Annotated in this window: 25 protein-coding genes and 1 tRNA gene; 15 read left to right on the forward strand and 11 right to left on the reverse strand. The window is 71.3% G+C overall.

What is annotated here, in order from left to right; translation table 11 throughout:
• Positions 1-35: 35 nt before the first annotated feature.
• Positions 36-1,196, forward strand: coding sequence for a Gfo/Idh/MocA family protein (locus ACZ7L0_RS00880; protein WP_471240227.1), 1,161 nt, complete (start codon positions 36-38; stop codon positions 1,194-1,196).
• On the opposite strand, the gene ACZ7L0_RS00885 is transcribed toward ACZ7L0_RS00880, so the two are convergent.
• Positions 1,177-2,208, reverse strand: coding sequence for a LacI family DNA-binding transcriptional regulator (locus tag ACZ7L0_RS00885; protein ID WP_471240228.1), 1,032 nt, complete (start codon positions 2,206-2,208; stop codon positions 1,177-1,179). The genes ACZ7L0_RS00880 and ACZ7L0_RS00885 overlap by 20 nt on opposite strands.
• 118 nt (positions 2,209-2,326) lie before the next feature.
• On the opposite strand from ACZ7L0_RS00885, the gene ACZ7L0_RS00890 reads away from it, so the two are divergent.
• From ACZ7L0_RS00890 to ACZ7L0_RS00900, 3 genes are all read left to right on the forward strand, one after another.
• A complete protein-coding gene (locus ACZ7L0_RS00890) occupies positions 2,327-3,493 on the forward strand; it encodes a phytanoyl-CoA dioxygenase family protein (protein ID WP_471240229.1) in 1,167 nt (388 codons plus the stop codon).
• Positions 3,494-3,501: 8 nt separating this feature from the next.
• Positions 3,502-4,278, forward strand: coding sequence for an SDR family oxidoreductase (locus tag ACZ7L0_RS00895; RefSeq protein WP_471240230.1), 777 nt, complete (start codon positions 3,502-3,504; stop codon positions 4,276-4,278).
• Between the two features lie 80 nt (positions 4,279-4,358).
• A complete protein-coding gene (locus ACZ7L0_RS00900) occupies positions 4,359-5,363 on the forward strand; it encodes a Gfo/Idh/MocA family protein (RefSeq protein WP_471240231.1) in 1,005 nt (334 codons plus the stop codon).
• 4 nt (positions 5,364-5,367) lie between these two features.
• On the opposite strand, the gene ACZ7L0_RS00905 is transcribed toward ACZ7L0_RS00900, so the two are convergent.
• The 6 genes from ACZ7L0_RS00905 to ACZ7L0_RS00930 form a co-directional block, all read right to left on the reverse strand.
• Positions 5,368-5,544 carry a hypothetical protein gene (locus tag ACZ7L0_RS00905; RefSeq protein WP_471240232.1) on the reverse strand — a complete coding sequence of 59 codons (177 nt, stop codon included), beginning with the start codon at positions 5,542-5,544 and terminating at the stop codon, positions 5,368-5,370.
• Positions 5,545-5,594: 50 nt separating this feature from the next.
• Positions 5,595-6,836: a serine hydrolase domain-containing protein gene (locus ACZ7L0_RS00910; RefSeq protein ID WP_471240233.1), complete on the reverse strand. Its 1,242-nt coding sequence runs from the start codon at positions 6,834-6,836 to the stop codon at positions 5,595-5,597.
• 103 nt (positions 6,837-6,939) lie between these two features.
• Complete coding sequence (locus tag ACZ7L0_RS00915; RefSeq protein WP_471240234.1) at positions 6,940-7,842, reverse strand: sugar phosphate isomerase/epimerase family protein; 903 nt, start codon at positions 7,840-7,842, stop codon at positions 6,940-6,942.
• Positions 7,843-7,845: 3 nt separating this feature from the next.
• Positions 7,846-8,757 carry an ATP-binding cassette domain-containing protein gene (locus ACZ7L0_RS00920; protein ID WP_471240235.1) on the reverse strand — a complete coding sequence of 304 codons (912 nt, stop codon included), beginning with the start codon at positions 8,755-8,757 and terminating at the stop codon, positions 7,846-7,848.
• Positions 8,758-8,762: 5 nt separating this feature from the next.
• Complete coding sequence (locus ACZ7L0_RS00925; RefSeq protein WP_471240236.1) at positions 8,763-9,839, reverse strand: ABC transporter permease; 1,077 nt, start codon at positions 9,837-9,839, stop codon at positions 8,763-8,765.
• On the reverse strand, positions 9,839-10,858 hold the full coding sequence (locus tag ACZ7L0_RS00930) for a sugar ABC transporter substrate-binding protein (protein ID WP_471240237.1): 1,020 nt from the start codon (positions 10,856-10,858) through the stop codon (positions 9,839-9,841). The genes ACZ7L0_RS00925 and ACZ7L0_RS00930 overlap by 1 nt, the downstream gene beginning before the upstream one ends.
• Before the next feature lie 175 nt (positions 10,859-11,033).
• Here ACZ7L0_RS00930 and iolD point away from each other — a divergent pair, with 175 nt between their 5' ends.
• From iolD to ACZ7L0_RS00965, 7 genes are all read left to right on the forward strand, one after another.
• Positions 11,034-12,923, forward strand: a complete 1,890-nt coding sequence (iolD, locus tag ACZ7L0_RS00935) for a 3D-(3,5/4)-trihydroxycyclohexane-1,2-dione acylhydrolase (decyclizing) (RefSeq protein ID WP_471240238.1) — start codon at positions 11,034-11,036, stop codon at positions 12,921-12,923.
• 26 nt (positions 12,924-12,949) lie between these two features.
• Positions 12,950-13,735: a GntR family transcriptional regulator gene (locus tag ACZ7L0_RS00940; protein WP_471240239.1), complete on the forward strand. Its 786-nt coding sequence runs from the start codon at positions 12,950-12,952 to the stop codon at positions 13,733-13,735.
• Between the two features lie 211 nt (positions 13,736-13,946).
• Positions 13,947-15,260, forward strand: a complete 1,314-nt coding sequence (locus ACZ7L0_RS00945) for an ABC transporter substrate-binding protein (RefSeq protein WP_471240240.1) — start codon at positions 13,947-13,949, stop codon at positions 15,258-15,260.
• Complete coding sequence (locus ACZ7L0_RS00950; protein WP_471240241.1) at positions 15,257-16,237, forward strand: carbohydrate ABC transporter permease; 981 nt, start codon at positions 15,257-15,259, stop codon at positions 16,235-16,237. Before ACZ7L0_RS00945 ends, ACZ7L0_RS00950 begins: the two co-directional genes overlap by 4 nt.
• Positions 16,234-17,124, forward strand: coding sequence for a carbohydrate ABC transporter permease (locus tag ACZ7L0_RS00955; RefSeq protein WP_471240242.1), 891 nt, complete (start codon positions 16,234-16,236; stop codon positions 17,122-17,124). The genes ACZ7L0_RS00950 and ACZ7L0_RS00955 overlap by 4 nt, the downstream gene beginning before the upstream one ends.
• Before the next feature lie 29 nt (positions 17,125-17,153).
• Positions 17,154-18,479: a glycoside hydrolase family 36 protein gene (locus ACZ7L0_RS00960; protein ID WP_471240243.1), complete on the forward strand. Its 1,326-nt coding sequence runs from the start codon at positions 17,154-17,156 to the stop codon at positions 18,477-18,479.
• Positions 18,476-20,515, forward strand: a complete 2,040-nt coding sequence (locus ACZ7L0_RS00965; RefSeq protein ID WP_471240244.1) for a beta-galactosidase — start codon at positions 18,476-18,478, stop codon at positions 20,513-20,515. Before ACZ7L0_RS00960 ends, ACZ7L0_RS00965 begins: the two co-directional genes overlap by 4 nt.
• Here ACZ7L0_RS00965 and ACZ7L0_RS00970 read toward each other — a convergent pair.
• On the reverse strand, positions 20,512-21,336 hold the full coding sequence (locus ACZ7L0_RS00970) for a DUF427 domain-containing protein (protein ID WP_471240245.1): 825 nt from the start codon (positions 21,334-21,336) through the stop codon (positions 20,512-20,514). The two genes, ACZ7L0_RS00965 and ACZ7L0_RS00970, sit on opposite strands and share 4 nt — an antisense overlap.
• A gap of 153 nt (positions 21,337-21,489) precedes the next feature.
• Between ACZ7L0_RS00970 and ACZ7L0_RS00975 the strand changes: the two genes are divergently transcribed.
• Positions 21,490-22,050, forward strand: coding sequence for a DinB family protein (locus tag ACZ7L0_RS00975; RefSeq protein ID WP_471240246.1), 561 nt, complete (start codon positions 21,490-21,492; stop codon positions 22,048-22,050).
• Between the two features lie 80 nt (positions 22,051-22,130).
• Here ACZ7L0_RS00975 and ACZ7L0_RS00980 read toward each other — a convergent pair.
• Positions 22,131-22,204: transfer RNA gene (locus ACZ7L0_RS00980), tRNA-Pro, on the reverse strand.
• A 104-nt stretch (positions 22,205-22,308) separates the two neighbouring features.
• Here ACZ7L0_RS00980 and ACZ7L0_RS00985 point away from each other — a divergent pair.
• A complete protein-coding gene (locus tag ACZ7L0_RS00985) occupies positions 22,309-22,839 on the forward strand; it encodes a DUF309 domain-containing protein (protein ID WP_471240247.1) in 531 nt (176 codons plus the stop codon).
• 56 nt (positions 22,840-22,895) lie between these two features.
• Positions 22,896-23,669 (forward strand): precorrin-6A synthase (deacetylating), encoded by a 774-nt coding sequence (cobF, locus tag ACZ7L0_RS00990; protein WP_471240248.1) that lies wholly within the window; start codon positions 22,896-22,898, stop codon positions 23,667-23,669.
• 31 nt (positions 23,670-23,700) lie between these two features.
• On the opposite strand, the gene ACZ7L0_RS00995 is transcribed toward cobF, so the two are convergent.
• A complete protein-coding gene (locus ACZ7L0_RS00995; RefSeq protein ID WP_471240249.1) occupies positions 23,701-24,471 on the reverse strand; it encodes a cobalt-precorrin-6A reductase in 771 nt (256 codons plus the stop codon).
• An 89-nt stretch (positions 24,472-24,560) separates the two neighbouring features.
• Between ACZ7L0_RS00995 and ACZ7L0_RS01000 the strand changes: the two genes are divergently transcribed.
• A complete protein-coding gene (locus ACZ7L0_RS01000) occupies positions 24,561-25,346 on the forward strand; it encodes an HAD-IIA family hydrolase (protein ID WP_471240250.1) in 786 nt (261 codons plus the stop codon).
• Here the strand turns inward: ACZ7L0_RS01000 and ACZ7L0_RS01005 are convergent.
• Positions 25,335-26,108: a sulfite exporter TauE/SafE family protein gene (locus tag ACZ7L0_RS01005; RefSeq protein WP_471240251.1), complete on the reverse strand. Its 774-nt coding sequence runs from the start codon at positions 26,106-26,108 to the stop codon at positions 25,335-25,337. The two genes, ACZ7L0_RS01000 and ACZ7L0_RS01005, sit on opposite strands and share 12 nt — an antisense overlap.
• Positions 26,109-26,219 lie beyond the last annotated feature (111 nt).

The raw sequence follows: 26,219 nt of genomic DNA on the forward strand, positions 1-26,219 counted from the left end.
CAAAAGGTCGTGGAAGCGCGGTCGTGGAGGGTGTGATGGTGGAGACGCTGGGGGTCGCCGTCGTCGGCTTCGGCTGGATGGGCCGGGTGCACACGCAGGCGTACGCCCGCGTCCCGCACCACTATCCGAAGCTCGGCCTGCGTCCGGAGCTGGTGACCGTCGCCGAGGACGTGCCGGGCCGGGCCGAGGAGGCCGCCGAACGGTTCGGCTTCGCCTCGGCCACCCGCGACTGGCGCGAGGTGGCCGCCGATCCGCGCGTCGAGGCGGTCAGCATCACCGCCCCGAACTTCCTGCACCGGGAGATCGGCGTCGCGATGGCCGCGGCCGGCAAGCACATCTGGATCGAGAAGCCGGTGGGCCTGACGACCGGCGACGCCCGGGCGGTGGCCGACGCGGCGGCGCAGGCGGGGGTGTGCGGCGCGGTCGGCTTCAACTACCGCAACGCGCCCGCCGTGGAGGCGGCCCGCCGGCTGATCACGACCGGGCGGATCGGGCGGGTCACCCATGCCCGCATCCGCCTCTTCAGCGACTACGCGGCGCACCCCGAGTCCGCGCTGACCTGGCGGTACGAGCGGGAGCGCGGCGGCAGCGGAGTCCTGGGCGACCTGGCCTCGCACGGCGTGGACCTGGCCCGGTACCTGCTCGGGGACATCGCCTCCCTGATGGCCGACACGGCGATCTTCGTACCGGAGCGCGCCCGGCCCACCGGCGCCACCGCCGGACACTCCCGGGCCACGGGCGGCGAACTCGGCCCGGTCGAGAACGAGGACTACGTCAGCTGCCTGCTGCGCTTCGCCTCCGGCGCCCGCGGCGTCCTGGAGGCCTGCCGGGTCTCGGTCGGCGAGCAGAACAACTACGGCTTCGAGGTGCACGGCACCGAGGGAGCGGTGTTCTGGGACTTCCGCAGGATGAACGAACTCGGTGTCAGCCGCGGCACGACCTACCAGGACCAGCCCGTCAGCACGGTCTACGTCGGGCCGGGCGAGGGCGAGTACGAGGCGTTCCAGCCGGGCGCGGCCAACGCCATGGGCTACGACGACCTGAAGGTCATCGAGGCGTACCGGTTCCTGCGCTCGATCGCCGAGGGCAGGCCGTACGGTGCCACGCTCACCGACGCCGTGCACAGCGCCGCCGCGCTGGACGCGATGGCGCTCTCGGCCGGTAGCGGCGCGTGGGTCAGCCCCCAAGCGCCGTAGGCATGTTGTAGGGCGTCACCACCTGGATCGCGGACGGCAGCACGGGCCCGGCGGGCGGCAGCGCGCCGTGGGCGCGCATCACCAGGTGGCAGGCCTCGCGCAGGTCCTGGCGCAGGTCGTGGTGGAGCACGGCGGACAGCCGGTGCTCGCGCAGCAGGCGGGTGTTGTCCTGGTCGAGGTCGTGCGCGACGAACACGGCACACTCGCGGCCCAGGTCCGCGAAGGCCCGCAGGGTGGCGATGTTGCCGCCGCCGATCGAGTACACCGCCCGGATCTCCGGGTCCCGCTCCAGGGCGGCCCGCACCAGGTCGTACTGCGTGGCGTCCAGCCCCTGCCCCTCGGCTATCTCCACCAGCGTGCGCTCGGGGTGCCGGGTCCGCATGGCGCCGCGGAAGCCCATCTCCCGCTCCTCCTCGTTGCGGAAGAAGCCGCTGCTGAGGCTGGTGAGGACGTTGCCGGGCCGGTCGCCGAGCCACTGGCCCGTCAGATACGCGGCGGTGGCCCCGGCCGCCCGGTTGTCGATGCCGACGTAGGCGAGCCGGCCGCTGGCGGGCAGGTCGGTCACCAGGGTGACGACCGGGATCCCGGCCTCCACCAGCCGGCCCACGGCCGCGGTGACCTCGGGGACGTCCGGGGCCTTGAGGATCACGCCCTGCGAGCCGCGCCGGGCGATCCGGTCCAGGACCCGCACCTGTTCCTCGGCCGGGCCGGTCTCCCGGAAGTGGAAGCGGGAGCGCAGCACGGCCGGGTGCAGCGCGGGCAGTTCGGCCTCCAGGGCGGCGCGCACGGCCGTACTGAACCGCTCGGGCGCCTGCATCACGATGTCGACCATGAAGGTCCGGCCGACCAGCCGGACCTGGGTGCGCTGCCGGTCCAGGTCCGCGATCGCCCGGCGCACCTCCTGCTCGGTGCTCTCCCGCACGCCGCCCCTGCCGTTCAGCACCCGGTCCACGGTGGCCTCGCTGAGACCGGCCTGACGTGCGATCTCACGGATCGGGAACGGGTGGCCCATGACAGGACTCCTCCGCTTCTTGAGGGGTTTTTGATGGCCGTGTGCTGGTTGTTCGAGGGGTTTGTACTGACAAGAATGGCAGGACCGCGTCGCACCCGTGACCGAAAGAAGGACACCGATGTCCCTCACCTCCGCACCAGGCCGTGCCTGGCTGTCCGAGCAGGACTGCGACCTCGACGCCTTCCGCGCCCTCGTGGAGCGCGCCACCGAGCCCGCCGACTACCCCTGCGCCTCGTCGGTGGAGGACGACGTCCTCGTCTACGACAGCGAACGGCTGCGCGGGGCCGGTGACGACCGCGCCGTGTCGGCGGAACTGGTCCGCGCGCTCACCGACGGCCCCGGTGTCGTGGTCTTCAAGGGCGCCTTTCCCGACCCGGCGGTCGTCGACCGGGCCACGGCCGTGTTCGACGCGCTGATCGACGGGCAGCGGGCCTCGGGCGCGGGCGGCGGGGACCACTTCGCCCGGCCGGGAGCCAACGACCGGGTGTGGAACGCCCTGGAGAAAGCGGCCCGGTACGACCCGGAGGCGTTCGCCGACTACTACGCGAACGACATCCTGGCCCTGGTGGCGCGAGCCTGGCTCGGCCCGGGCTACCAGGTCACCTCGCAGATCAACGTGGTCAACCCCGGCGGCGCCGCCCAGCGCCCGCACCGCGACTACCACCTCGGCTTCCTGTCGGCCGAGGCCGCCGCGGCCTACCCGGCGCACGTGCACCGGCTCTCCCCCGTGCTCACCCTCCAGGGCGCCGTCGCGCACTGCGACATGCCGGTGGAGTCGGGGCCGACGCTCTACCTGCCGTACTCGCAGCGCTACGAGCCCGGCTACCTCGCCTGGCGACTGCCCGAGTTCCAGGCCCACTTCGAGGCGCACCATGTGCAGCTCCCGCTGGCCAAGGGCGACGCGGCCTTCTTCAACCCGGCGCTCTTCCACGCCGCCGGGACGAACCGGTCGACGGACATCCGGCGCATGGCCAATCTGCTGCAGGTGTCCTCGGCCTTCGGGCGCGCGATGGAGAGCGTGGACCGCGAGGCGGTGGTCAACGCGGTCTACCCGGTGCTGCTGGAGCGCCGGGCGGCGGGCGTCGGCGAGGCCTGGCTGGAGAACGTCGTCGCCGCGAGCGCCGAGGGCTACCCCTTCCCCACCAACCTCGACAGCGACCCGCCGGTGGACGGTCTGGCCCCGGCCTCGCAGGCGGACCTCGTCCGGCGGGCGCTGGACAGGGAAGCGACCCCCGAGGCGCTGCGCGAGGAGCTGCGCGCCTCGGCCGAGCGACGCGAGAGCTGAGGACGCGCATGGGACTTCTCGACGACAAGGTCGTCCTGGTCAACGGCGGCAGCCAGGGGGTGGGCGCCGCCGTCGCGCGGGCAGCGGTCCGCGAGGGGGCGGTCGTGGCCGTCACCGGGCGGCGCCCGGAGCCGGGCGAGGCCCTGGTGGCCGAGCTGACGGCGGCCGGGGCCAAGGCCCGGTACGTACGCGCCGACCTCGCGGACGCAGAGCAGGCCAAGGCCGCCGTGGCCGAGGTGGTCGCCGTGTACGGCCGTGTCGACTGCCTGGTCAACTCCGCCGGGCTGACCTCCAGGGGCACCCTGCTGGACACCACGCCCGAGCTGTTCGACGCGCATGTCGCGATCAACCTCAAGGGGCCGTTCTTCGCCATGCAGGCCGCGGTCGCCGACATGCTGGCGCGCGAGGCGCCCGGCACGATCGTCAACATCATCACGTCCTCCGCGCACGGCGGACAGCCCTTCCTGGCGCCGTACGTCGCCGCCAAGGCCGGGCTGATCGGCCTGACCCGCAACGCGGCGCACGCCCACCGCTGGGACCGGATCCGGATCAACGGCCTCAACATCGGCTGGACCGCGACCGAGGGCGAGGACGCCACACAGCGGACCTTCCACGGCGCCGGGGACGACTGGCGGGAACAGGCCGCGGCCCGGCTGCCGATGGGCAGGCTCGGCCGACCGGACGAGATCGCCGACTTCGTGGTCCTCCTGCTGTCCGAGCGTTCCGGGGTGGTCACCGGTTCGGTGATCGACTGGGACCAGAACGTGCTCGGCGGGCTGGACTGAGCCGGGCGGAATCGAGCCCGTTCCCGGGGCGGAGCCCCAGCGACAGACAGCAACACCACTCACAGGAAGCAGCGGAGCGTATGCGCATCGGAATCCTCGGCCTCGGCCGCATCGGCGCCTTCCACGCCGAGACCCTCTCCGGGCTCGACGCCGTCGAGTCCCTCGTCGTCGCCGACCCGTTCGCGGACGCCGCCAAGACCGCCGCCGAGCGGTTCGGGGCCGAGGTCGCCGACTCACCGGAGGCCCTGCTGGCGGCCGGTGTGGACGCCATCGTCGTCGCGGCGGCCACCGACGCCCACCCCGCCCTGATCCTGGCCGGCGTCGAGGCCGGCGTCCCCGTCTTCTGCGAGAAGCCCGTCGCCCGCACCATGCGCGAGGGCGTGGAGGTGCTCAAGGCCGTCGAGGGCAGCGGCGTACCGATCCAGATCGGCTACAACCGCCGCTTCGACGCGGGCTTCGTGGCCGCGCGGGCCGCCGTCCGGGCCGGCGAGCTGGGCACACTGCACACGGTCCGCTCGACGACACTGGACCCGGCCCCGCCGCCGGCCGCGTACATCGCCGCCTCCGGGGGCATCTTCCGGGACTGTTCCGTCCACGACTTCGACATCATCCGCTGGGTGACCGGCCGTGAGGTGGCCGAGGTGTACGCGGTCGGCGGCAACCGGGGCGCCGACTACATCGAGGCGGCGGGCGACGCCGACACCACCGGGGCGATCCTCACCCTGGACGACGGCACCATCGCGGTGGTCTCCAACAGCCGCCACAACGCCCGGGGTTACGACGTCCGCATGGAGCTGCACGGCTTCACGGACTCCATCGCCGTGGGCCTGGACGACAAGCTCCCGCTGCGCTCCGTCGAGCCCGGCGTGACCTTCCCGGCCGGCACCCCGCACGACTTCTTCATGGACCGCTTCACCGACGCCTACCGCGCCGAACTCACCGCCTTCACCGAGGTCGTGGCCGGTAACCGGCCCTCCCCCTGCACGATCGCGGACGCCCTGGAGGCCGGCTGGATCGCGGAGGCCTGCACCCTGTCGCTGCACGAGCACCGGCCGGTGACGGTGGCGGAGGTCCGGGGCGCCTGACCTCTCACAGGCAGTACCGCACCAGCCACTCGTCCGGGTCGTAGGCGTCCCGCGCCGGATCCGGGCGGGTGGCCGGTGTCTCCTCCACCGTGTCCTCGGGGCGCACCCGCTCCGGCAGGGTCCCGAACCGGGCCCGGCGTACCGCGGCCTCGGCGGTGTCGTGCGTCGGGTCTTCCTTCATCTCGCCCTCCCCGTCGCGGAGTCCACACCCCGCCCTCCCTTTGAACGTTCTCACCGCGCCGCCGGTTCCGCGGGCAGGTTGAAGACGTGGTCCGGGGAGACGATCCGCGTGATCGCGTCACCGAAGACGGTGCTGGGCTCGGCTCCCTTGTAGTCGATGTCGGTGTTCAGCAGGACGACGAGGGTCGCCCGCGCCGACGGGAGGTAGATGGTGAGGGACTCGTAGCCGGGCAGCGAGCCGTTGTGGCCGATCCAGCCCTGGACGTCGAAGATGCCGAGGCCGTATCCGGCACCCGGGATGGGCGTGGGCGGTGTGATGAGCCGCTGCCTCTGCGTGGCGGGGCTGATCAGGGCGCCCCCGTCCGGGAGCCGTCCCGTGGCCACCGTCCGCGCCCATACGCGCAGGTCCTGGAGCTGGGAGATCATCGCGCCGGCCGCCCAGCCCCAGGAGGGGTTCCAGTCGGCCGTGTCGGCGACCTCGCCGTTCGCCGTCTGGTCGGTGTAGCCCTGCGCGTGCGGGGTCGGGAACTCGTTGCCGGCCGGGAAGAGGGTGTGCCTGAGACCGACGGGGTCCAGGACGTGGTCCTGGATGTAGTGCGCGAGCGGCTGACCGCTGAGCTTCTCGACCACCAGGCCGAGCAGGATCAGGTTGGTGTTGCAGTAGGAGAACTTCTGTCCCGGCGGGAACAGGACGGGGTGCTTGAAGGAGTAGTCGAGCAACTCCCGCGGGGTGAACGGCCGCTGCGGATCGGCGGTCAGCGCCTTGAAGAAGCCGTCGTCCTCGGAGTAGTTGAACAGTCCGCTGCGCATCCCGGCCAGCTCGCGCAGGGTGATGTCGTCGCCGTTCGGCACGCCGGCGACGTACTCGCCGATCGGGTCGTCCAGCCCCGCCTTGCCCTGGTCGACGAGTTCCAGCAGCGCCGTCACGGTGAACGTCTTGGTCTCGCTGCCGATCCGCATGTACAGGTCGGGGGACATCGGCATGCCGGTGGCCTTGTCGGCGACGCCGAAGGACTTGACGTACTGCCCCTTGTCGGGGGTCCAGAACCCGACGGTCACCCCGGGAACGCGGGCCTCCCGCATGACCCGCCGCACGGTCTGGTCGAGCTGCTGCCGCACTGCGGGGGTGAGCTCGCGGACGTCGCCGCCCGAGGCGGAGGGCGAGGGCGGTGTGGGGGCGGTGGCGGCCGGTGGTGGCGCGGCGGCGGCCCAGCCCGTGGCCGGTGCCAGCAGCGTTCCCACCGCGGCGGCGACTACGGCCCCCCGGCGCAGTCGTGATGACGTGTGCGACATGGGCGTGCTCCCGACGTCGGCTGTTCCCAGCATAGGAGCGCCCGCGCGCCGTCGCCTGTCGGCGATGACGCGCGGGCGTCGCACGCCCCTCGGGGCTCCGGTGTCAGGCCCCGCACGACCTCAGGAACTGCCGTGTGCGCACCGCGATGGGCAGCGGCTTGTCCGGCTCGCACGGGTACATGTCCTGCTCGACGATCGCGAACAGCTCCACGCCCAGCTTCTGCGCCGCTTCCAGCACCGGCCCCAGCTCCGGGACGCCGGACGGCGGTTCGCACATCACCCCGCGCTGGACGGCCGGGCCGAACGGGACCTCACGGGCGACGACGTCGGCCAGGATCTCCGGGTCCACCTGCTTGAGGTGCAGATAGCCGATGCGTTCGCCGTAGGTCTCGATCAGCTTGACGCTGTCACCGCCGCAGTAGGCGTAGTGGCCGGTGTCCAGGCAGAGGTTGACCAGCTCGGAGTCGGTGGAGTCGAGGAAGCGCTCCACGTGGTCCTCGGTGTCGATGTGGGTGTCGGCGTGCGGGTGGACGACGATGTCGAGGCCGTAGACCTCCTTGACCTCGTGACCGAGCCGCTCCATGCCCTTGGTGAGGTGCGCCCACTGCTCGGTCGTCAGCTCCGGCGGCTCCAGGATCTCGGCGGTCTTGTCGTCCCGCCAGAAGGAGGGGATCACCACCAGGTGCTTCGCCCCCATCGCCCGGGTGAGCGCGGCGACCTGACTGACGTGCTCCCAGGTGGACTCCCAGACCGAGGGGCCGCGGTGCATGCCGGTGAACACCGTGCCGGCGGAGACCTTCAGGCCGCGCCGGTTCACCTCATCGGTGAGGCGGGCCGGGTCGGTGGGCAGATAGCCGTACGGGCCCAGTTCGATCCAGGAGTACCCGGCCTCGGCGACCTCGTCCAAGAAGCGCTGCCAGGGCACCTGTCGCGGGTCGTCGGGGAACCAGACACCCCAGGAGTCGGGGGCCGAGCCCACCCGGATGCGGTCGAGGGCGTTGACCATGGTTCAGGGGGTCCCTTCCGGAGAGGTCGCCACGGGCGCGGTGAGGTCCTTCTCTTCGGGGAGTTCCTCCACGTCGACGCCTCGGACTTGGGCGAGTTCGTGTTTGAGGGCCGCGAGTTCGGCGCCGCCGGCCATGTGGTTGGTGAGTTCTTCGAGGCTGACCTCGGTGCGGTCGGCGGAGAGTTCGAGAGTGCCCAGGCGCAGGACGCTGAAGTGGTCGCCGACCATGTAGGCGTGGTGGGGGTTGTGGGTGATGAAGATGACGCCGAGGCCGCGGTCGCGGGCGGCGGCGATGTACTTCAGCACCACACCGGACTGTTTGACGCCCAGGGCGGCGGTGGGCTCGTCCAGGATGAGGACGCGGGCGCCGAAGTAGACGGCGCGGGCGATGGCCACGCACTGGCGCTGGCCGCCGGAGAGGGTGCCGATGGGCTGTTCGAGGTCGTCGAGGACGATGCCCATGTTGCGCAGTTCCTCGTCCGCGGTCTTCTTCATCGTGTCGATGTCGAGACGGCGGATGGGCCAGGGGCCCTTGGTCATCTCGGAGCCGAGGAAGAAGTTGCGCCATACCGGCATGAGGGGGACGGTGGCGAGGTCCTGGTAGACGGTGGCGATGCCGCGGTCGAGGGCCTCGCGGGGGCTGGTGAAGCGGACGGGGGTGTTGTCGACGAGGAAGTCGCCCTCGGTGTGCTGGTGCAGCCCGGAGACGATCTTGATGAGGGTGGACTTGCCGGCGCCGTTGTCGCCGAGCACGCAGGTCACCCGGCCGGGATGGACCTTCAGGTCGACGCCGTGCAGGGCGCGGATGTTGCCGTAGGACTTGCCGGCGCAGCGCAGTTCGACGAGGGCCCCGTCCTCGGGGGGCGCGGTGTCCTGGAGGATGGCGCCGTGGGTTCCGGTTCCGTCGGTCTTCATTCGGGTCACCTCCGGGTCGCCGTGCGCTGGACCCACAGATTGATCAGGACGGCGCCGAGCAGCATCACGCCGAGGAAGGCCTTGAACCAGTCGGGGTTCCAGCCGGCGTAGACGATGCCCTGGTTCACCATGCCGAACATGAACGCGCCGAACACCGGCCCGATCGCGGAACCGTAGCCGCCGGTGAGCAGACAGCCGCCGATCACGGCCGCCGCGATGTAGATCAGCTCCTGGCCCACACCCTCACCGGACTGCACGGTGTTGAACGAGAACAACTGGTGCATCCCGAGGAACCAGGCGCCGAAGCCCACGGTCATGAAGAGCGTGATCTTGGTGAACCTGACGGGGACACCGACCGCGCGGGCGGACTCCTTGTTCCCGCCGACGGCGAAGATCCAGTTGCCGTACTTGGTGCGCAGCAGCACCCAGGTGGCGATGGCGGCGAACACCAGCCAGTACACGACCGTGATCTTCACCTGGACGCCGCCGACGTCGAAGGAGGACGCGAAGATCTTCTGAGCCTGGTCGAAGCCGTCCATGTCGCTGATGTCGTCGGTGGCGACGTTGGTGGTGATCAGCTTGGTGACCGCGAGGTTCACGCCCTGGAGGATCAGGAAGGTGCCGAGGGTGACCAGGAAGCTGGGCAGCCCCGTGCGCACCACCATCCAGCCGTTGAACGCGCCGATGCCGAGCGAGACGATCAGGGCGACGATCACGCCCATCCACACGTTCAGCGTCAGCTGGTAGCTGAGCATGCTCGCGGTGAGCGCCGAGGTGATGACCGCGACACCGGAGGACAGGTCGAACTCGCCGCCGATCATCAGCAGGGCCACCGGCAGCGCCATGATCCCGATGGTCGACGACTGGTAGAGGACCGTCGCCATCGAGCTGCCCTGCCGGACGGTGGGCGCCGCGATCAGGAAGAAGACGAACACCGCCAGAGCGCCGAGGAAGACACCCACCTCGGGGCGGGCCAGCAGCCGGATCACCAGGGGCCGCTCGGTGGTACGCCCGTCGCTCTTGTGAGGGCCGGCACCCGGCGGTGTGTCCACCGCCGGCTGCGCGTGCTGGGTCATGCTCATCACCGGGTGCCCTTCGCGGCGAACTGGGCGATGGTGTCGACGTTGGACTTGTCGACGAAGGCCGGCCCGGTCAGCACCGGCTGCTCGCCGCCGCCGCTGTAGTTGCCGTTGTTCTTGTAGAGCCACAGGGAGTCGATCGCCAGGTAGCCCTGCAGATAGGGCTGCTGGTCCACGGCGAACTGGATGGTGCCCTTCTTGATGGCGTTGGTCAGCTCCTTGTTCAGATCGAAGGTGGCTACTTTGGCCTTGCTGCCCGCGTCGCCCACCGACTGCACGGCGGTGAGCGCGTAGGGGGCGCCGAGGGTGACCACGTAGTCGATCGCGGAGTCCTGCTTGAGCTTGGCGGTGATGGTCGACTTCACGGACGGCATGTCGGTGCCGTTCACGTACAGCGTCTCAGTCGTGCCCGAGAACGTCTTCTTCACACCGTCGCAGCGCTGGGTGAGTCCGATGTTGCCCTGCTCCTGGATCACACAGACGGTCTTCTTGGCGCCGGCCTCGTTCAGCCGCTTGCCGAGCGCCTCACCGGCCACGCTCTCGTCCTGCCCGAAGAACTCCAGCAGACCGAGCTTCTTCCAGTCGCTGACGCCCGAGTTGAGGCCGACCACGGGTATCTTCGCGGTGGTCGCCTTGTTGATGACACCCTTCATGGCGTCCGGCTTGGCGAGGGTGACGGCGATGCCGTCGACCTTCTGGTCGACGGCGTTCTGCACCAGGTTCGCCTGGTTGCCGGCGTTGGGGTCGTTGGAGTAGATGAGCTTGATGTTGTCCTTGGCGGCGGCGGCCTCGGCGCCCTTGCGGACGATGTCCCAGAAGGTGTCGCCGGCGGCCTGGTGGGTCACGAGCGCCACCGTCATCCGGGGGGTGCTGGCCTTGCCCGCGGAGGCGTCCGACCCTCCCTCTTCGGCCTTCTTCCCTCCCGAACTGCTGGAGCAGCCGGCGAGGGTCAGTGCTGCCGCGGCGGCCACGGCCACGACGGGGGCCAGTCTGCGGGAGCGGGAGTGAGAAGAGCGGTCCATTTTTCCTGCACCTCACTGTGCCTACGGGGGAAAGGACGCTGTTGCGCTGGGACGGGATCCAAGTCCCTGGCGAGCCCGCTGTCAATACTTTGTTAAGACATCATTTCACGAGCTAGTCAGAATGTAAGTACAAACCATTGACAGTGTCGTCCGCGGGCACCTACACCTGTGAGGCATGAGCCACTCACCTCACGCGAGCGTCCGCCTGACCGTCGCGCAGGCGCTGGTGCGGTTCCTGTCCGTCCAGTACACCGAACGCGACGGCGTACGGCACCGGCTGATCGCCGGAACCTGGGGCATCTTCGGCCACGGCAACGTCGCCGGGATCGGGCAGGCGCTCCTGGAGTACGGCGACGTGATGCCCTACCACCAGGGTCGCAACGAGCAGGCGATGGTGCACGCGGCCGTCGGCCACGCCCGGCATCTCGACCGTCTCTCCGCGCAGGCCGTGACCACGTCCATCGGCCCCGGCGCGACGAACCTGGTCACCGGCGCCGCGCTGGCCACGATCAACCGCCTGCCGGTGCTGCTCCTGCCCGGCGACTACTTCGCCTCGCACGCCCCCGACCCGCTGCTGCAGCAGCTGGAGCACCCGACCGAGGCCGATGTGTCCGTCAACGACACCCTGCGCCCGGTCTCCCGCTACTTCGACCGCGTCACCCGTCCGGAGGCGCTCATCCCCTCCGCCCTGAACGCCATGCGGGTGCTCGCCGACCCGGCGGAGACCGGCGCGGTCACCCTGGCGCTGCCGCAGGACGTGCAGGCACAAGGCTACGACTGGCCCGAGGAGTTCTTCGCCGAGCGTGTCTGGCGCGTACGCCGTCCCGCCCCGGACCCGGTGGAACTCGCCGCGGCCGTACGGGCGGTCCGCGCCGCCGCACGGCCGCTGATCGTCGCGGGCGGCGGCGTCCACCACAGCCGGGCCGAGGAGGCGCTCAGGGCCCTGGTGGACGCCACCGGCATCCCGGTCGCCTCGACCCAGGCGGGCAAGGGCTCGCTGCGCCACGACCACCCCGCCGACGTGGGCGGCATCGGCCACACCGGCACGGCGGTCGCCGACGACCTCGCCCGCACCGCCGACCTGGTCATCGGGGTCGGCACCCGGTACACCGACTTCACCACCGCCTCCGGCACGCTGTTCCAGAACCCGGCCGTCCGCTTCCTGGGCGTCAACATCACCGGCTTCGACGCCCACAAGCTGGCCGCCAAGGCTGTGGTGGCCGATGCCCGGGCCGCCCTGGAGGCCCTCGGCGAGGCGCTGGCCGGGTACCGCGTGGACCCGGCGTACGAGGCCGGGTACCGGGCGGGCAAGGAGCGCTGGGAGCAGGTCGTCCAGAGCGCCTACCGGGCCGCCGACGAGGACGCCGCGCCGACCCAGACGCAGGTGCTGGGCGCCCTGGACGCGGTGGTCGGCGAGGACGACGTGGTCATCAACGCGGCGGGCTCGCTCCCCGGCGACCTGCACAAGCTGTGGCGGGCACGCGGCCGGCGCCAGTACCACCTGGAGTACGGCTACTCGTGCATGGGCTACGAGATCCCGGCGGGCATCGGCGTCCAGCAGGCCGCCCCGGACACCGTGGTCTGGTCGCTGGTCGGCGACGGCACGTACCTGATGATGCCGACCGAGATCGTCACGGCCGTGCAGGAGCGGCTGCCGGTCAAGCTGGTGCTGATCCAGAACCACGGCTACGCCTCCATCGGCGGCCTGTCGGAGTCGGTGGGCGGCGAGCGCTTCGGCACCGCGTACCGCCATCGCGCCGCCGACGGCACCTTCACGGGCGCCCCGCTGCCGGTGGACCTCGCCGCCAACGCGGCCAGCCTCGGCATGGACGTGCTGCGCGCCAAGACCGTCCGGGAGCTGCGCGAGGCGCTCGCCACGGCCCGCGCCGCCGACCGGCCGACCTGCGTGTACGTGGAGACGGACCCCAGGAGTCCCAGCCCCACGGCTCCCCCGGCCGAGGCCTGGTGGGACGTACCGGTCGCCGAGACCGCCACCCGCGAGGCCGCCGTACGGGCCCGCGGGGACTACGACCGGCAGGTCGCCGACCGCCGCCGGCACCTGTGACCCCCACCCCCGAAGGAGGTGTCCCGATGGCCCGGACCGGTGACCGCGCCCGCCCCGCGACCGTCTGCGCGCTCGACTCCCTGGACTTCGCCCTGGACCGGACCAGTCCGGTGCCGCTGTACTACCAGCTCGCCCAGCAGCTGGAGTCGGCGATCGAACACGGGCTGCTGGCTCCGGGGAACCTGCTGGGCAACGAGATCGACCTGTCCGTCCGGCTGGGCCTGTCCCGGCCGACGGTCAGACAGGCGATCCAGTCCCTCGTGGACAAGGGGCTGCTGGTGCGCCGCCGGGGCGTGGGCACGCAGGTCGTGCACAGCCAGGTCAAGCGGCCCCTGGAACTCAGCAGCCTCTACGACGACCTGGAGTCGGCCGGGCAGGGCCCGACGACGCGGGTGCTGCGCAACGAGCCGGTGCCGGCGAGCGCCGACGTGGCCGCCGCGCTCGGCATGGCGGAGGGCGGCGAGGTCACGGTCGTGGAACGGCTGCGCTTCACGCACGGCCAGCCCGTGGCGTTCCTGTGCAACTACCTGCCCGCCGCCCTGCTGGAACTCGACACCGCCCGGCTGGAGTCGACCGGTCTGTACCGGATGATGCGCACCGCGGGGATCACCCTGCACAGCGCCCGGCAGACCATAGGCGCCCGCCGCGCCACCGCCGAGGAGGCCGTCCGCCTCGACGAGACGGAGGGCGCCGCCCTGCTCACGATGCAGCGCACGGCGTACGACGACACGGGCCGCCCGGTCGAGTACGGGACCCACGTGTACCGGGCCTCGCGGTACGCATTCGACTTCCAGCTGCTGGTCAGGCCGTGACCGTCACTTTGTGAACGAAGTCGCTGGTGGCCGTGTCGATTACGTTTCGGGCAAGAGACGCACGAGACGGACGGAAGGTATTGACGCATGAGCGGACATGCGGCTGTTATTACGCCCACGATGTTCGGTCGAGTTGGTTTCTGATCGGTTTCGAGGACCTTTCGGAGACCGGCTCTCCCCTTGTCCGAGCCCTGCCTTTTCAGGAGCCGCCATGCGCCTCTCCCCCTCCGGTCTTGCCCTCCCGGGTCCCAGCCGCCGTTCCCTCCTGCGCGGAGCGGGCGGAGCCGCCGTCCTCGCCGGCGCCGGCATACCCCTGCTGTCCGCCTGCGGCAGCAGCGGCTCGTCCTCCGACCCGAAGACCGTCTCCCTCGGCTCCAACTCCTCCGACGCGGTGCCGAAGAAGGCGTTCGCTCAGATCTACGCGGCCTTCACGAAGCAGTCCGGCATCAAGGTCGACGTCAACACCAAGGACCACAACACCTTCCAGGAGCAGATCAACTCCTACCTGCAGGGCACGCCGGACGACGTGTTCACCTGGTTCGCGGGCTACCGCATGCAGTTCTTCGCGGCCAAGAAGCTCGCCTCGCCGATCGACGACGTGTGGGCGAAGATCGGGGACAACTTCCCCGACGCGATGAAGAAGCTCAGCAAGGGCGAGGACGGCAAGTACTACTTCGTTCCGCTGTACACGTACCCGTGGGCGCTCTTCTACCGCAAGAGCGTGTTCAAGCAGCACGGGTACGAGGTCCCCACCACCTGGGACCAACTCGTCGCCCTGTGCAAGCAGATGAAGAAGGACGGCCTGGTCCCGATCGCCTTCGGCGACAAGGACGCCTGGCCAGCGATGGGCACCTTCGACCAGATCAACTTCCGCCTCAACGGCTACGACTTCCACACGTCCCTGATGGCGGGCAAGGAGTCGTGGACCGACGCCAAGGTGAAGGCCGTCTTCGACCACTGGGCCGAGATCCTGCCCTACCACCAGGACGGTTTCATGGGCCGCACCTGGCAGGACGCCGCCCAGACCCTGGTGTCGAAGAAGGCCGGCATGTACCTCCTGGGCTCCTTCGTGGCGCAGCAGTTCACCAACAAGGCCGACGTGGAGGACCTGGACTTCTTCGCCTTCCCGGAGATGAACTCCGCGTACGGCCAGGACACCGTCGAGGCGCCCACCGACGGCTTCATGGTCAGCAAGTCCCCGAAGAACCACGACGGTGTCGTGAAGCTGCTGGAGTACCTGGGCACCCCGGAGGCCGAGGCCATCTACCTGAAGGCCGACTCCAGTGTGGTGGCCGCCTCCAGCAAGGCGGACACGTCGTCGTACACCGCCCTGCAGAAGAAGGCGTACGCGATGATCAGCGGGGCCAAGAGCCTGACGCAGTTCATGGACCGCGACAGTCGGCCCGACTTCACCTCCACGGTGATGCAGCCCGGACTGCAGAAGTTCCTCCAGAACCCCAAGGGCGTCGACAGCCTACTGTCCTCGATCGAGCGCCAGAAGAAGACGATCTTCGCCTCCGCATGACCACCGACACCACCTCGAAGAGCCCGGAGGCGGCCCCCGTGCCGCCTCCGGGCCCCGCGCCTGAGAAGAAGCGGGTCCCGCAGGGCCACAAGCGCCTGCTGACCCGCCGTGACCGCGTCACGCTCGCCTTCATGGCCGGCGTGCCCACGGTCTTGCACGTGGCCCTCGTCTGGGTCACCGCCCTCGCCTCGATCGCCCTGGCCTTCACCACCTGGGACGGCATCGGCTTCGACTCGATCAAGTGGGTGGGCCTGGACAACTTCAAACAGCTGTTCAGCGACAACCCGCAGTTCTGGCCCGCCGTCCAGCACAACATCATCTGGTTCGTCGTACTCATACTGGTCCCGACGCCGATGGGCCTGTTCCTGGCCGTCCAGCTGGACAAGAGGATCCGCTTCAGCCGCGTCTACCAGACCGCGTTCTTCCTGCCGGTCGTGGTGTCGCTGGCGGTCACCGGATTCGTCTGGCAGCTCGTCTACAACCCCGACACGGGCCTGATCAACAGCCTCATCGGCGCCAACAAGCCCGGCCACTACATCGACTGGATCGGCGACCCGCACCTCAACCTGTGGGCCGTCCTGGTCGCCGCGTCCTGGCGGCACACCGGCTACATGATGATCCTGTACCTGGCCGGCCTGAAGGGCGTCGACCCGTCCCTGCGCGAGGCGTCCTCGCTGGACGGCGCGAACGAGTGGCAGACGTTCAAGAACGTCATCTTCCCGACGCTGCGGCCCACCAACACGGTCGTCCTGGTCGTCACCATCATCGAGGCGCTGCGCGCCTTCGACCTGGTGTTCGTCTTCAACAAGGGCGCCCAGGGCACCGAGCTGCTGTCGATCCTGATCACCAACAACATCATCGGCGAGTCCAGCCGGATCGGATACGGGTCGGCGATCGCCGTCGTCCTGCTGGTGATCTCCCTGGCGGTCATCATCCCGTACCTGATCGCGACCTTCCGGAAGGAGCGGCGCGCATGAGCACCCCCACCGCCGCGCTCGCCCGGCAGCGCACCCCGGTCCGCCCGGCCCGGGTCCTGCTGCACGTGTTCCTCGTCGTCACCTCGCTGGCCTGGCTCGCCCCGCTGCTGTGGGCGGTGTTCGCGGCACTGCGCCCGTACTCGGAGACCAGCGACAAGGGTTACGTCTCCTGGCCGGACAAGCTGAGCCTCGACAACTTCAAGAACGCGTTCGAGCAGTCCGACATGATGCACTACTTCGGCAACACGCTGCTGATCGCGGTGCCCGCCGTGCTGCTGACGCTGCTGCTGTCGTCGATGGTCGCGTTCTACGTCAGCCGCTTCGACTTCCGGCTCAACATCGCCCTGCTGCTGGTCTTCACGGCCGGCAACCTGCTGCCGCAGCAGGTCATCATCACCCCGCTGTACCGCATGTACCTGCTGATCGACCTGCCCGGCATCACGGTCAGCGGCAAGCTGTACGACTCCGCCCTCGGCCTGGTCCTCATCCACGTGGCGTTCCAGTCCGGTTTCTGCGCCTTCGTGCTGAGCAACTACATGCGGATGCTGCCGCACGAGCTGACGGAGGCCGCGCTGGTCGACGGCGCGTCGGTGTGGCGGATGTACTGGCAGATCGTGCTGCCGCTGTGCAAGCCCGCGATGGCCGCCCTGGCGACGTTGCTGTCCATCTGGATCTACAACGACTTCTTCTGGGCCATCGTGCTGATCTCCACCGGCGAGAACATGCCGATCACCTCGGCGCTGAACAATCTCTCCGGCCAGTACTTCACCGACCCCAACCTGGTCGCCGCCGGCGCCCTGCTCACCGCGATCCCCACGCTGATCGTGTACTTCGTGCTGCAGCGGCAGTTCGTGAGCGGTCTGACGCTGGGTGCCAACAAGGGCTGACGCCCCCCTTTTCCGCGAAAGAGAAGCCCGTGCACCACCCCTTCACCCCGGTCGCCTCGGTCCCCGTGGACCCGCGCACCGCGCGCGTCCACGAGGAGGGCTGGCAGTCCTGGAGCCCCAGCGGCACCTACGCCCTCGACGCCAGGCCGTACCGCCCGACGAACGACAACTGGGCGACCGTCTGCTACCGGCCCGGGGTCACCGTGCCCGCCGGGGTCTTCCAGGGGGAGGGGCTGCTCGCCCTGGCGCCCAAGGGCGAGGACGGACCGGTCGTCGTGTGCGCGGCGGCCGATCCGTCGGCCTCCGTACCCTCCATCCGGCTGGAGGTGCGCGACGGCCGGGCGGAGATCAGTGCCGACGGCAAGGTGGACTTCTACTCCTACCTTGGCCCCGGCGGCATCCAGGGCGCCCTCGCCGACTGGGCCGACAGCCTCGGCCTGGAGGAACCCGGCCCCGCGCCCACCGTCTGGTGCTCCTGGTACGAGTACTTCACCGCCGTCACCGAGGAGGACATCCACGAGAACCTTCGTGCGATGGACACCCTCGACCTGCCGATCGACGTGGTCCAGATCGACGACGGCTATCAGAAGGCGCTGGGCGACTGGCTCACCCTCTCCGGCCGCTTCCGCTCCCGCGCCGGGATCGCGGACGCCATCCGGGCCCGGGGCCGCCGGGCCGGGATCTGGACGGCGCCGTTCCTGGTGGACCCGGCGAGCGACCTCGCGGCCGAGCACCCCGAGTGGCTGGTACGCGACGCCGAGGGCGGTTTCGCGCACGCGGGCCGCAACTGGGGCCACGACCTGTGCGTCCTGGACACCACCCACCCCGAGGCGGCGGCGTACCTGGCCGAGGTCTTCCGGACCCTGCGCGCCGAGGGCTACGACTACTTCAAGGTCGACTTCCTCTACGCGGGCGCGCTGGACGGCGTACGCCACGAGGACGCGGACGCGCCGGCCGCCTACCGGGCGGGCATCGGCCTGATCCGGGAGGCGATCGGCGAGGGCGCCTATCTGCTGGGCTGCGGCGCGCCCGTCCTCCCCTCCCTCGGCCTGTTCGACGCGATGCGGGTCAGCCCCGACACGGCCCCGCACCGCCGCCCCGAGGCCGGCGACTACAGCCAGCCCGGGCAGGACCCGGCCGAGTTCACCGGCGCCGCCCGCCAGTGGCAGCACGGCCGGCTCTGGACCAACGACCCCGACTGCCTGATGGCCCGTCCGGCGGTGGAGACCCGTGAGCGCTGGGCCGCGCACGTGGAGGCCACCGGCGGTCTGATGGCCTCCAGCGACCGTCTGCTCTCCCTCGACCGGTGGGGCGTTCAGACCACGCGCCGCCTCCTCACGAAAGACGCCCGATGAAGCACACCCTGTCCGTCCCCGGCATCGCCTACGGCGGCGACTACAACCCCGAGCAGTGGCCCGAGGAGGTGTGGGCCGAGGACGTCCGCCTGATGCGCGAGGCCGGGGTGACCATGGTCAGCGTCGGCATCTTCTCCTGGGCGCTGATGGAGCCCTCCGAGGGCGTGTACGACTTCTCACGGATGGACAGGATCCTCGGCCTGCTGCGCGAGAACGGCATCGCCGCCGACCTCGCCACGCCGACCGCGGCGCCGCCCGCGTGGTTCTTCCGGGCCCACCCGGAGGCGCTGCCGGTGGACCAGGACGGCCGCGGGCTCTCGTACGGCAGCCGCCAGACGTTCTGCCCGAGCAGCCCCGCCTACCGCAGGGCGGCCCTGCGCATCGCGGACCAGCTGGCCCGGCGCTACGCCGACCACCCGGCGGTGGCGATGTGGCACGTCCACAACGAGTACGGCTGCCACAACGCGGCCTGCTACTGCGACACCAGCGCGGCGGCGTTCCGCGGCTGGCTGCGGGCCCGGTACGGCGACCTGGACGCGCTCAACGACGCCTGGGGCACCACCTTCTGGAGCCAGTGGTACTACGACTGGGACGAGATCCTCCCGCCGCGGGCCACCGGCGCCGTGCCCAACCCCACTCACCAACTGGACTGGCGGCGCTTCTGCTCGGACGAGCTGCTGTCCCTGTACACGGCGGAACGGGACGTGCTGCGCGCGGCGGCACCGTCGGTGCCGGCCACCACCAACTTCATGGTGAACTTCAGCTTCGAGGCGCTGGACTACTGGCGCTGGGCCCCGGAGCTGGACATCGTCTCCAACGACCACTATCTCCGGTCCACGGACGCCGAGTCGCACATCGACATCGCGCTCAGCGGCGACCTGATGCGCTCGCTCGCGGGCGGCCCGTGGCTGCTGATGGAGCACTCCACCGGCGCCGTGAACTGGCAGCCGGTCAACCGGGCCAAGAGCCCGGGCGAGCTGCGGCGCAACGCCCTCGCCCATGTGGCGCACGGCGCGGACGGCATCGCCTACTTCCAGTGGCGGGCGGCGAAGGCGGGCGCCGAGCAGTGGCACTCGGCGATGCTGCCGCACGCGGGCACGGACAGCCGGATCTGGCGGGACGTGGTGCGTCTCGGCGCGGACCTGAAGGCCCTGGCCGAGGTGCGCGGCAGCACCGGTACGGCCGAGGTCGCGATCGTGTGGGACTGGAACGCCCAGTGGGCCCTGGAACTGCCCTCCCAGCCGAGCGGCGAGCTGCGCCATCTGGACCTGGTGCGGGCCTGGTACGAGCCGCTGTGGCGGGCCGGGGTGGCCGTGGACTTCGTCCGCCCGGACGCCGACCTCTCTGCGTACCGCCTGGTCCTCGCCCCCAGCCTGTACCTCGTGGACGACGCGGGCGCCGCGAACCTCACCTCGTACGCCGAGCGCGGCGGCACCCTCGCCGTGGGCTTCCACAGTGGCGCGGTGGACGAGAACTGCCATGTGCGGCTGGGCGGTTACCCGGGCGCGTTCCGGGAGGTGCTGGGCGTGCGGAGCGACGAGCCGTTCCCGCTGCTGCCCGGCGAGTCGGTCGGCCTGGCCGGAAGCGTGCCGGAGGGAGCCACGGGCACGCTGTGGTCGGAGCGGCTCGCCCTGGCGGGCGCCGAGGCGGTCGCCTCGTACACGGACGGCCCGCTCGCGGGCGTACCGGCCGTGACCCGGCGCGCGCACGGGGCGGGCGCCGCCTGGTACGTGGCGACGCTCCCGGACCCCGACACCCTCGCCGCGCTCCTCGGCCGGGTGCGCGCGGAGGCGGGCGTGGAGCCGGTGCGCGAAGTGCCCGCGGGCGTCGAGGTGGTCCGGCGGCGCGGCGCGGACGCGGACTACGTGTTCCTCATCGACCACGCCGGGCGGGGCGCGCAGATCCCCGTCCCCGACGGCGCCACGGAACTCCTCACCGGCAAGGAGACCGCGGGCTCGGTCACGCTGGCGCCGGGTGACGTGGCCGTGCTGCGGGAGCCGCGCGCGGGCACGCCCTCCCAGGCCCTGCTCGCCTAGGCCCTGCTCGCCTCGGGTCTGTCGAAGAGGGCCCAGGTGAACAGGGTGACGGGGCGTTTGCGGCGTTCGCCGTCCACCGTGACGTCGACGGCCTCGTTGTAGAAGGCGAGGAGCCCCCTGACCGCGCCCACCGCGGGCAGGGGGTCCGGATAGCTCCAGACGATGTTGGACGGCACGTCCGCGTCGCCCCGCCAGGACCAGTACTCGGCGACGCCCTTGTACGGGCATCTGCTGCTGTGGTCGGTGGGGGCGAACAGGTCGAGGCGGACGTCCTCGCGGGGGATGTAGAACCGCGTCGGCAGGCCGGTCTCGAACAGCAGCACGGGGCGCCGGGTGTCCGCCGCGACCGTGCCGTCGATCTCGACCGTGACATGGCGGCTGCTCGGCAGGGCGTCGACGCGTTTGTGCGGGTCACGGGGGTGGACGAAGATCTCTTCCTCCTCCTCGTACCAGTGGTCGAGCCCTCTGGCCGCGGTCATGAACCAGGCGAAGGCGACATATCCGGCCAGCTGGCGGCCGGGGTAGGTCCAGGCCGCGTTCGCCAGCAGCTCGCCGCCGACGTCCAGGTCGTAGAAGCTGCGCGACCCGGCGTGCGCGCCGGTCGGGGGATGCGCCGCCGGGCGCAGAAGATCGGCGCGGACCTCCTCGCGGGGGAAGGCGTACTGGGGGACGGGCAGCCCGGGCTCCCACACGAGCACGGGGTGCCGGCTGTCCACGACGGTGATCTCGCCCTTCACACCGCGCACCCAGCGCTCGCTGGGCTCCCACAGGATGCCCTCCGGGGTGGTGCGGACGGAGTGGGCGGTCGGAAGTGTGGTCATGACCTGCTCCTCGGCCTCGGCCAGGGCCTCTCCCCAGGAGGGTACGTCGACGGCGGGCGGGCGGCGCGCCCAGTGCGCGGCGGCCGGCCGTGCGGAACCCTTCGCACGCCGGGCTCTAGCGGGCTCGGGCCCTCACGGCCGACCATGGCACGCATGAATGACCAACCCGCACGATGGAGCCGGGCGACCGTGTACCCCGACATGTGGGCCGACCCGGACGACGACCCCCGCGACAGCGACGGTGCCAGTCCGGACGGCGAGCTCGCGACGCTGCAGGACTTCCTGACGAACTACCGCATGACCCTGCGGATGAAGTGCGAGGGCCTGGATGCGGAGCAACTGGCCCGTCGGTCGGTTCCGCCGTCGACGATGTCGCTGCTCGGCCTTCTCCGGCACCTCGCCGAGGTGGAACGGGACTGGCGCAACTGGATCAGCGACGGTGATCCGGTGCCGAAGCTGTACGGCAAGCGTGACGCGGACTTCGACGGAGCCGTTGCCGATCAGGCCGAGGTCGACGCCGCGTACGCCGACCTGGAGCGCGAGCAGGCCGCGACCGACGCCGCGCTGGCCGGGCACCCGGATCTGGGCGAGCGGCTGGGCAAGGACGGGATCGCGGTCCGGGAGCTGCTGGTGCACAGGATCGAGGAGTACGCCCGTCACTGCGGGCACGCCGACCTGTTGCGCGAGTGCGTCGACGGAAGAGTGGGCCAGTAACGCCTCCCGGACATGATCGAGGGCCTTGCTCCACCGAAGTGGAGCAAGGCCCTCGCCGGGCTCCGAGCCCGTCAAGACCGTCGGGACGACAGGATTTGAACCTGCGACCCCTTGACCCCCAGTCAAGTGCGCTACCAAGCTGCGCCACGTCCCGGTGCGCTCACGCACGGTGAGTCGTGCGAGCGCGCGGACAGCACTTTACCGTACGCCGGGGGCCGGTCCGAAAGGGGCTCCGGGCGGGAGTGGACAATCGGGCGTATGGGCAGCACAGGCGGAAACGGCGGGCCGGCGCAGGCACGGGACCGGGACAGTGCGGGGCGGGCGCGCAACGCGCGGCCCCGGGACGGGCTGGGGCGGCCCCTGCCGTACGGCACGGAGGGGGTGGCGCGGCAGCCCGAGGGTGTCGTGCGGACTCCTCAGGAGACCGTCGGTGAGGCGCAGGCGCTGCTGGCGGCGGGGAAGCCGTTCCACGCGCACGAGGTCTTCGAGGACGCCTGGAAGTCGGGTCCGGAGGGTGAGCGCGCGCTGTGGCGGGGCCTGGCGCAGCTGGCGGTGGGGCTGACCCACGCGGCCCGCGGGAACGCCGGAGGCGGGGCCAGGCTCCTGCGGCGCGGTGCGGGTGCCGTGGAGGAGTGGGCGGCGCAAAGCGGGCAGAGGCGGCCGTACGGGATCGACGTCGACGGGGTCGCCCTCTGGGCGCGGGAGCTGGCCGGGGCCGTGGAGGAGGGCGGCGGGCCGGTGGACGCGCGGGCGCGGGCGCCCCGGCTGCGGGGGCCCGGGACGCCGTAGCGGCGCGTGTGGAGGCGGTGCACGCACTGTCAGTGGCATGCGGCAGACTCGGGGGCGTGCGAAAGATTCATGTCATCGGTATCGGCGCGGGCGACCCCGACCAGCTGACCCTGCAGGCGGTCCGGGCGCTCCAGGACACGGACGTGTTCTTCCTCCTCGACAAGGGCGAGGTCAAGAGCGACCTGACAGGGCTGCGCCGGGACATGCTGCGGACGCACATACCCGAGGGGTCCTACCGGCTCGTCCAGGCCCGGGACCCGGAGCGCGACCGCAGTGCGGGGGGCTCCGCCTACTCTCCCGCGGTCGGGGACTGGCGCAGCGCCCGGGCCGACATCTACGAACGGCTGATCGCCGGGGAGCTGGGCGAGGACCAGACCGGCGCGTTCCTGGTGTGGGGCGACCCGTCGCTGTACGACAGCACCCTCGCCGTCCTGGAAGAGGTGCTCCAGCGGGGCACCGTGGCCTTCGAGTACGACGTCGTGCCCGGCATCAGCAGCGTCTCCGCGCTCGTCGCCCGGCACCGCACGGGGCTGAACCGGGTCGCCCGCCCGGTGCAGATCACCACCGGGCGGCGGCTGGCCGAGGGCTTCCCGGAGGGGGTGGACGACGTGGTGGTGATGCTCGACGCCCACCAGGCCTTCCGGCGGTACGCGGGCGAGGACATCGACATCTACTGGGGCGCCTACATAGGCACCCCGGACGAGATCCTCGTCTCCGGCCCGATCGAGGAGGCCGCCCCGCGCATCGAGCGGCTGCGGGCCGAGGCCCGGGAACGCAAGGGCTGGATCATGGACACCTACCTGCTGCGCCGGCACCCGAAGGAGGGCTGACCCGACCGGCCCGGTGGCCATCGGGCCTCGGTCACGGCCGGCTGAGGCCCAGCCGTTCCAGGCGCTCCCGTACGGCCGCCACGTCGGGCAGCGCGGTCACGCCCTCCGGCAGCGGCGGGCGGCGTACGACGACCACGGGCAGCCCGAGTTCGCGGGCGGCCGTCAGTTTGGCGGCCGTCGCCTCTCCCCCGCTGTCCTTCGTCACCAGTACGTCGATCCGGTGGGCGCGCAGGAGATCCCGTTCGTCGGCGAGGGTGAACGGGCCGCGGGCCAGGAGGACTTCGAGGCCGGGGGGCATCGGCGGCTCGGGGGGCTCGACCGACCGTACGACGAAGTGCAGGCCGGTGAGGTGGGCGAAGGCCGCAAGGCCCAGGCGGCCGGTGGTGAGGAACACCCGGTGGCCGAGGCCGGGCAGCGCGTCGGCGGCTTCGCCCAGGGAGGGGACCGGGTGCCAGCGGTCGCCGGGGGCGGGCCGCCAGCCCGGGCGCCGCAGGACCAGCAGCGGCAGCCCGGCCGCCGTAGTGGCCCCTGCCGCGTGGGCGGTGATCCGGGCGGCGAAGGGGTGGGTGGCGTCGACGACGGCGTCCACGGCGTGCTCGCGCAGCCACGCGGCGAGACCGTCCTGTCCGCCGAACCCGCCGACGCGGACCTCCCCGTCCGGTGCCACGGGCCGGGCCACCCGTCCGGCCAGCGATGTGGTGACCCGGATCCCGCCACGCGCCGTCAGCCCGGCGGCCAGCCGGCGGGCCTCGGTGGTACCGCCGAGGATCAGGACGTGCGGCGTCGTGGCGTGCGGGGACATGGCGTCAGCGTACGGGGCCGCCGACCCGGTGATCGCCGGGCGTGATGTCGTACGGGCCGAAGCGCGGGCCGGATCGCTATCGTCCAGGCATGGAATCCGTGCGGGCCGTGCTGATCGACATCGACGGAGTGCTCACCGTGTCGTGGGAGCCGCTGCCGGGTGCGGTGGAGGCGCTGCGGCAGATCCGGGCGGCCGGGCTCGCCGTGGCGCTGGTGACCAACACGACCTCGCGTACGCGTGGATCGATCGCCGCGACCCTCGCGGACGCCGGTTTCCCCGTGGCCGCCGAGGACGTGCTCACCGCTCCCTCGGTCACCGCCGCCCACCTCGCCGAGCACTACCCCGGCGCGCGCTGCTCGCTGCTCAACAGCGGGGACATCGGGGAGGACCTGGAGGGCGTGCGCTTCGTGGCGGAGGACGCCGACCCCGAGGTCGTCGTCGTAGGCGGCGCGGGGCCCGAGTTCGGCTACGCGGCGCTCGACCGGGCCTTCGGGCACCTGCAGCGCGGTGCGCGGCTGGTCGCCATGCACCGCAACCTGTACTGGCGGACCGACGCGGGGCTGCGGCTGGACTCGGGGGCGTTCCTGCTGGGCCTGGAGCGGGCGGCGGGGGTGGAGGCGGTGGTCACCGGAAAGCCGTCGCCCGCGTTCTTCGAAGCGGCGCTGGGCCGTCTGGGGGTCGGCGCGGAGCGGGCGCTGATGGTCGGCGACGACATCGAGTCGGACGTCCTCGCGGCCCAGCGCGCCGGGATCACCGGCGTGCTCGTGAAGACCGGCAAGTACCTGCCCGAGACCCATGAGCGGGCGAGCGGCAGCCCGGATCACGTCCTCGACTCGTTCGCGGACCTGCCCGCGCTGCTCGGGCTAACGCAGTAGCAGCTGGACGCCGCCCACGATGGTCGCCGCGATCACCAGCTGCTCGAACAGCCGCTGGTTGATCCTGTTCACAGCCCACTTGCCGAAGAGCGCGCCCGGCACGACGAACACCGCGAGCGCGGCGTCGAGGAGCAGCGAGCGGCCGTCGATCAGACCGAGACCGGCGCTGAAGGGCACCTTGGACACGTTGACGATCAGGAAGAAGAAGGCCGAGGTCCCCAGGAAGCCCAGCTTCCGGAAGCCCGCGGACAGCAGGTACAGCGACATCACCGGGCCGCCCGCGTTGGCGACCATCGTGGTGAAGCCGCCGAGCACACCGTAGGAGCGGGCCTTGATCCGGCCCGCCGGGCTGGTGACCGGGTCCGGCGCCTCGTCCGCGTCGGCGCGGCGCCGCCGCCACAGCGTGACGGCGGCCATCAGCAGCAGGATCGCGCCGATCGAGGTCCGTACGATCCCGTCGTCGGCCCACATCAGGAACACCGTGCCGATGACCACCCCGGCCGCCACCGCCGGGAACAGCCGCCACAGCGTGGGCCAGTGGGCGTGGCGCCGGTAGGTGAGGACGGCCAGCACGTCGCCCGCGATGAGCACCGGCAGCAGCACGCCGGTGGAGGCGCGGGCGGGCAGCACCGCCGCGAAGATGGCGAGGCTGACGGTGTTGGCCCCGCTGACGGCGGTCTTGGAGAAGCCGACGAGCAGCGCCGCGAGGGCGAGCGCGGCGAATCCCCACCCGGATATGTGCCAGAGCGTCATCGTGTTCATGCCGGGCCGATGCTATGCGCATGCATCTGGCGGCGTAAGCACCGTCTCGCCAGTCGGCCCGCCGGGGTGGTGCCCCTAGGTCGTGTCCGCAAAGTCCCGTCGTCCGCCCGG

The sequence above is a fragment of the Streptomyces sp. NPDC039424 genome, from assembly GCF_055639495.1.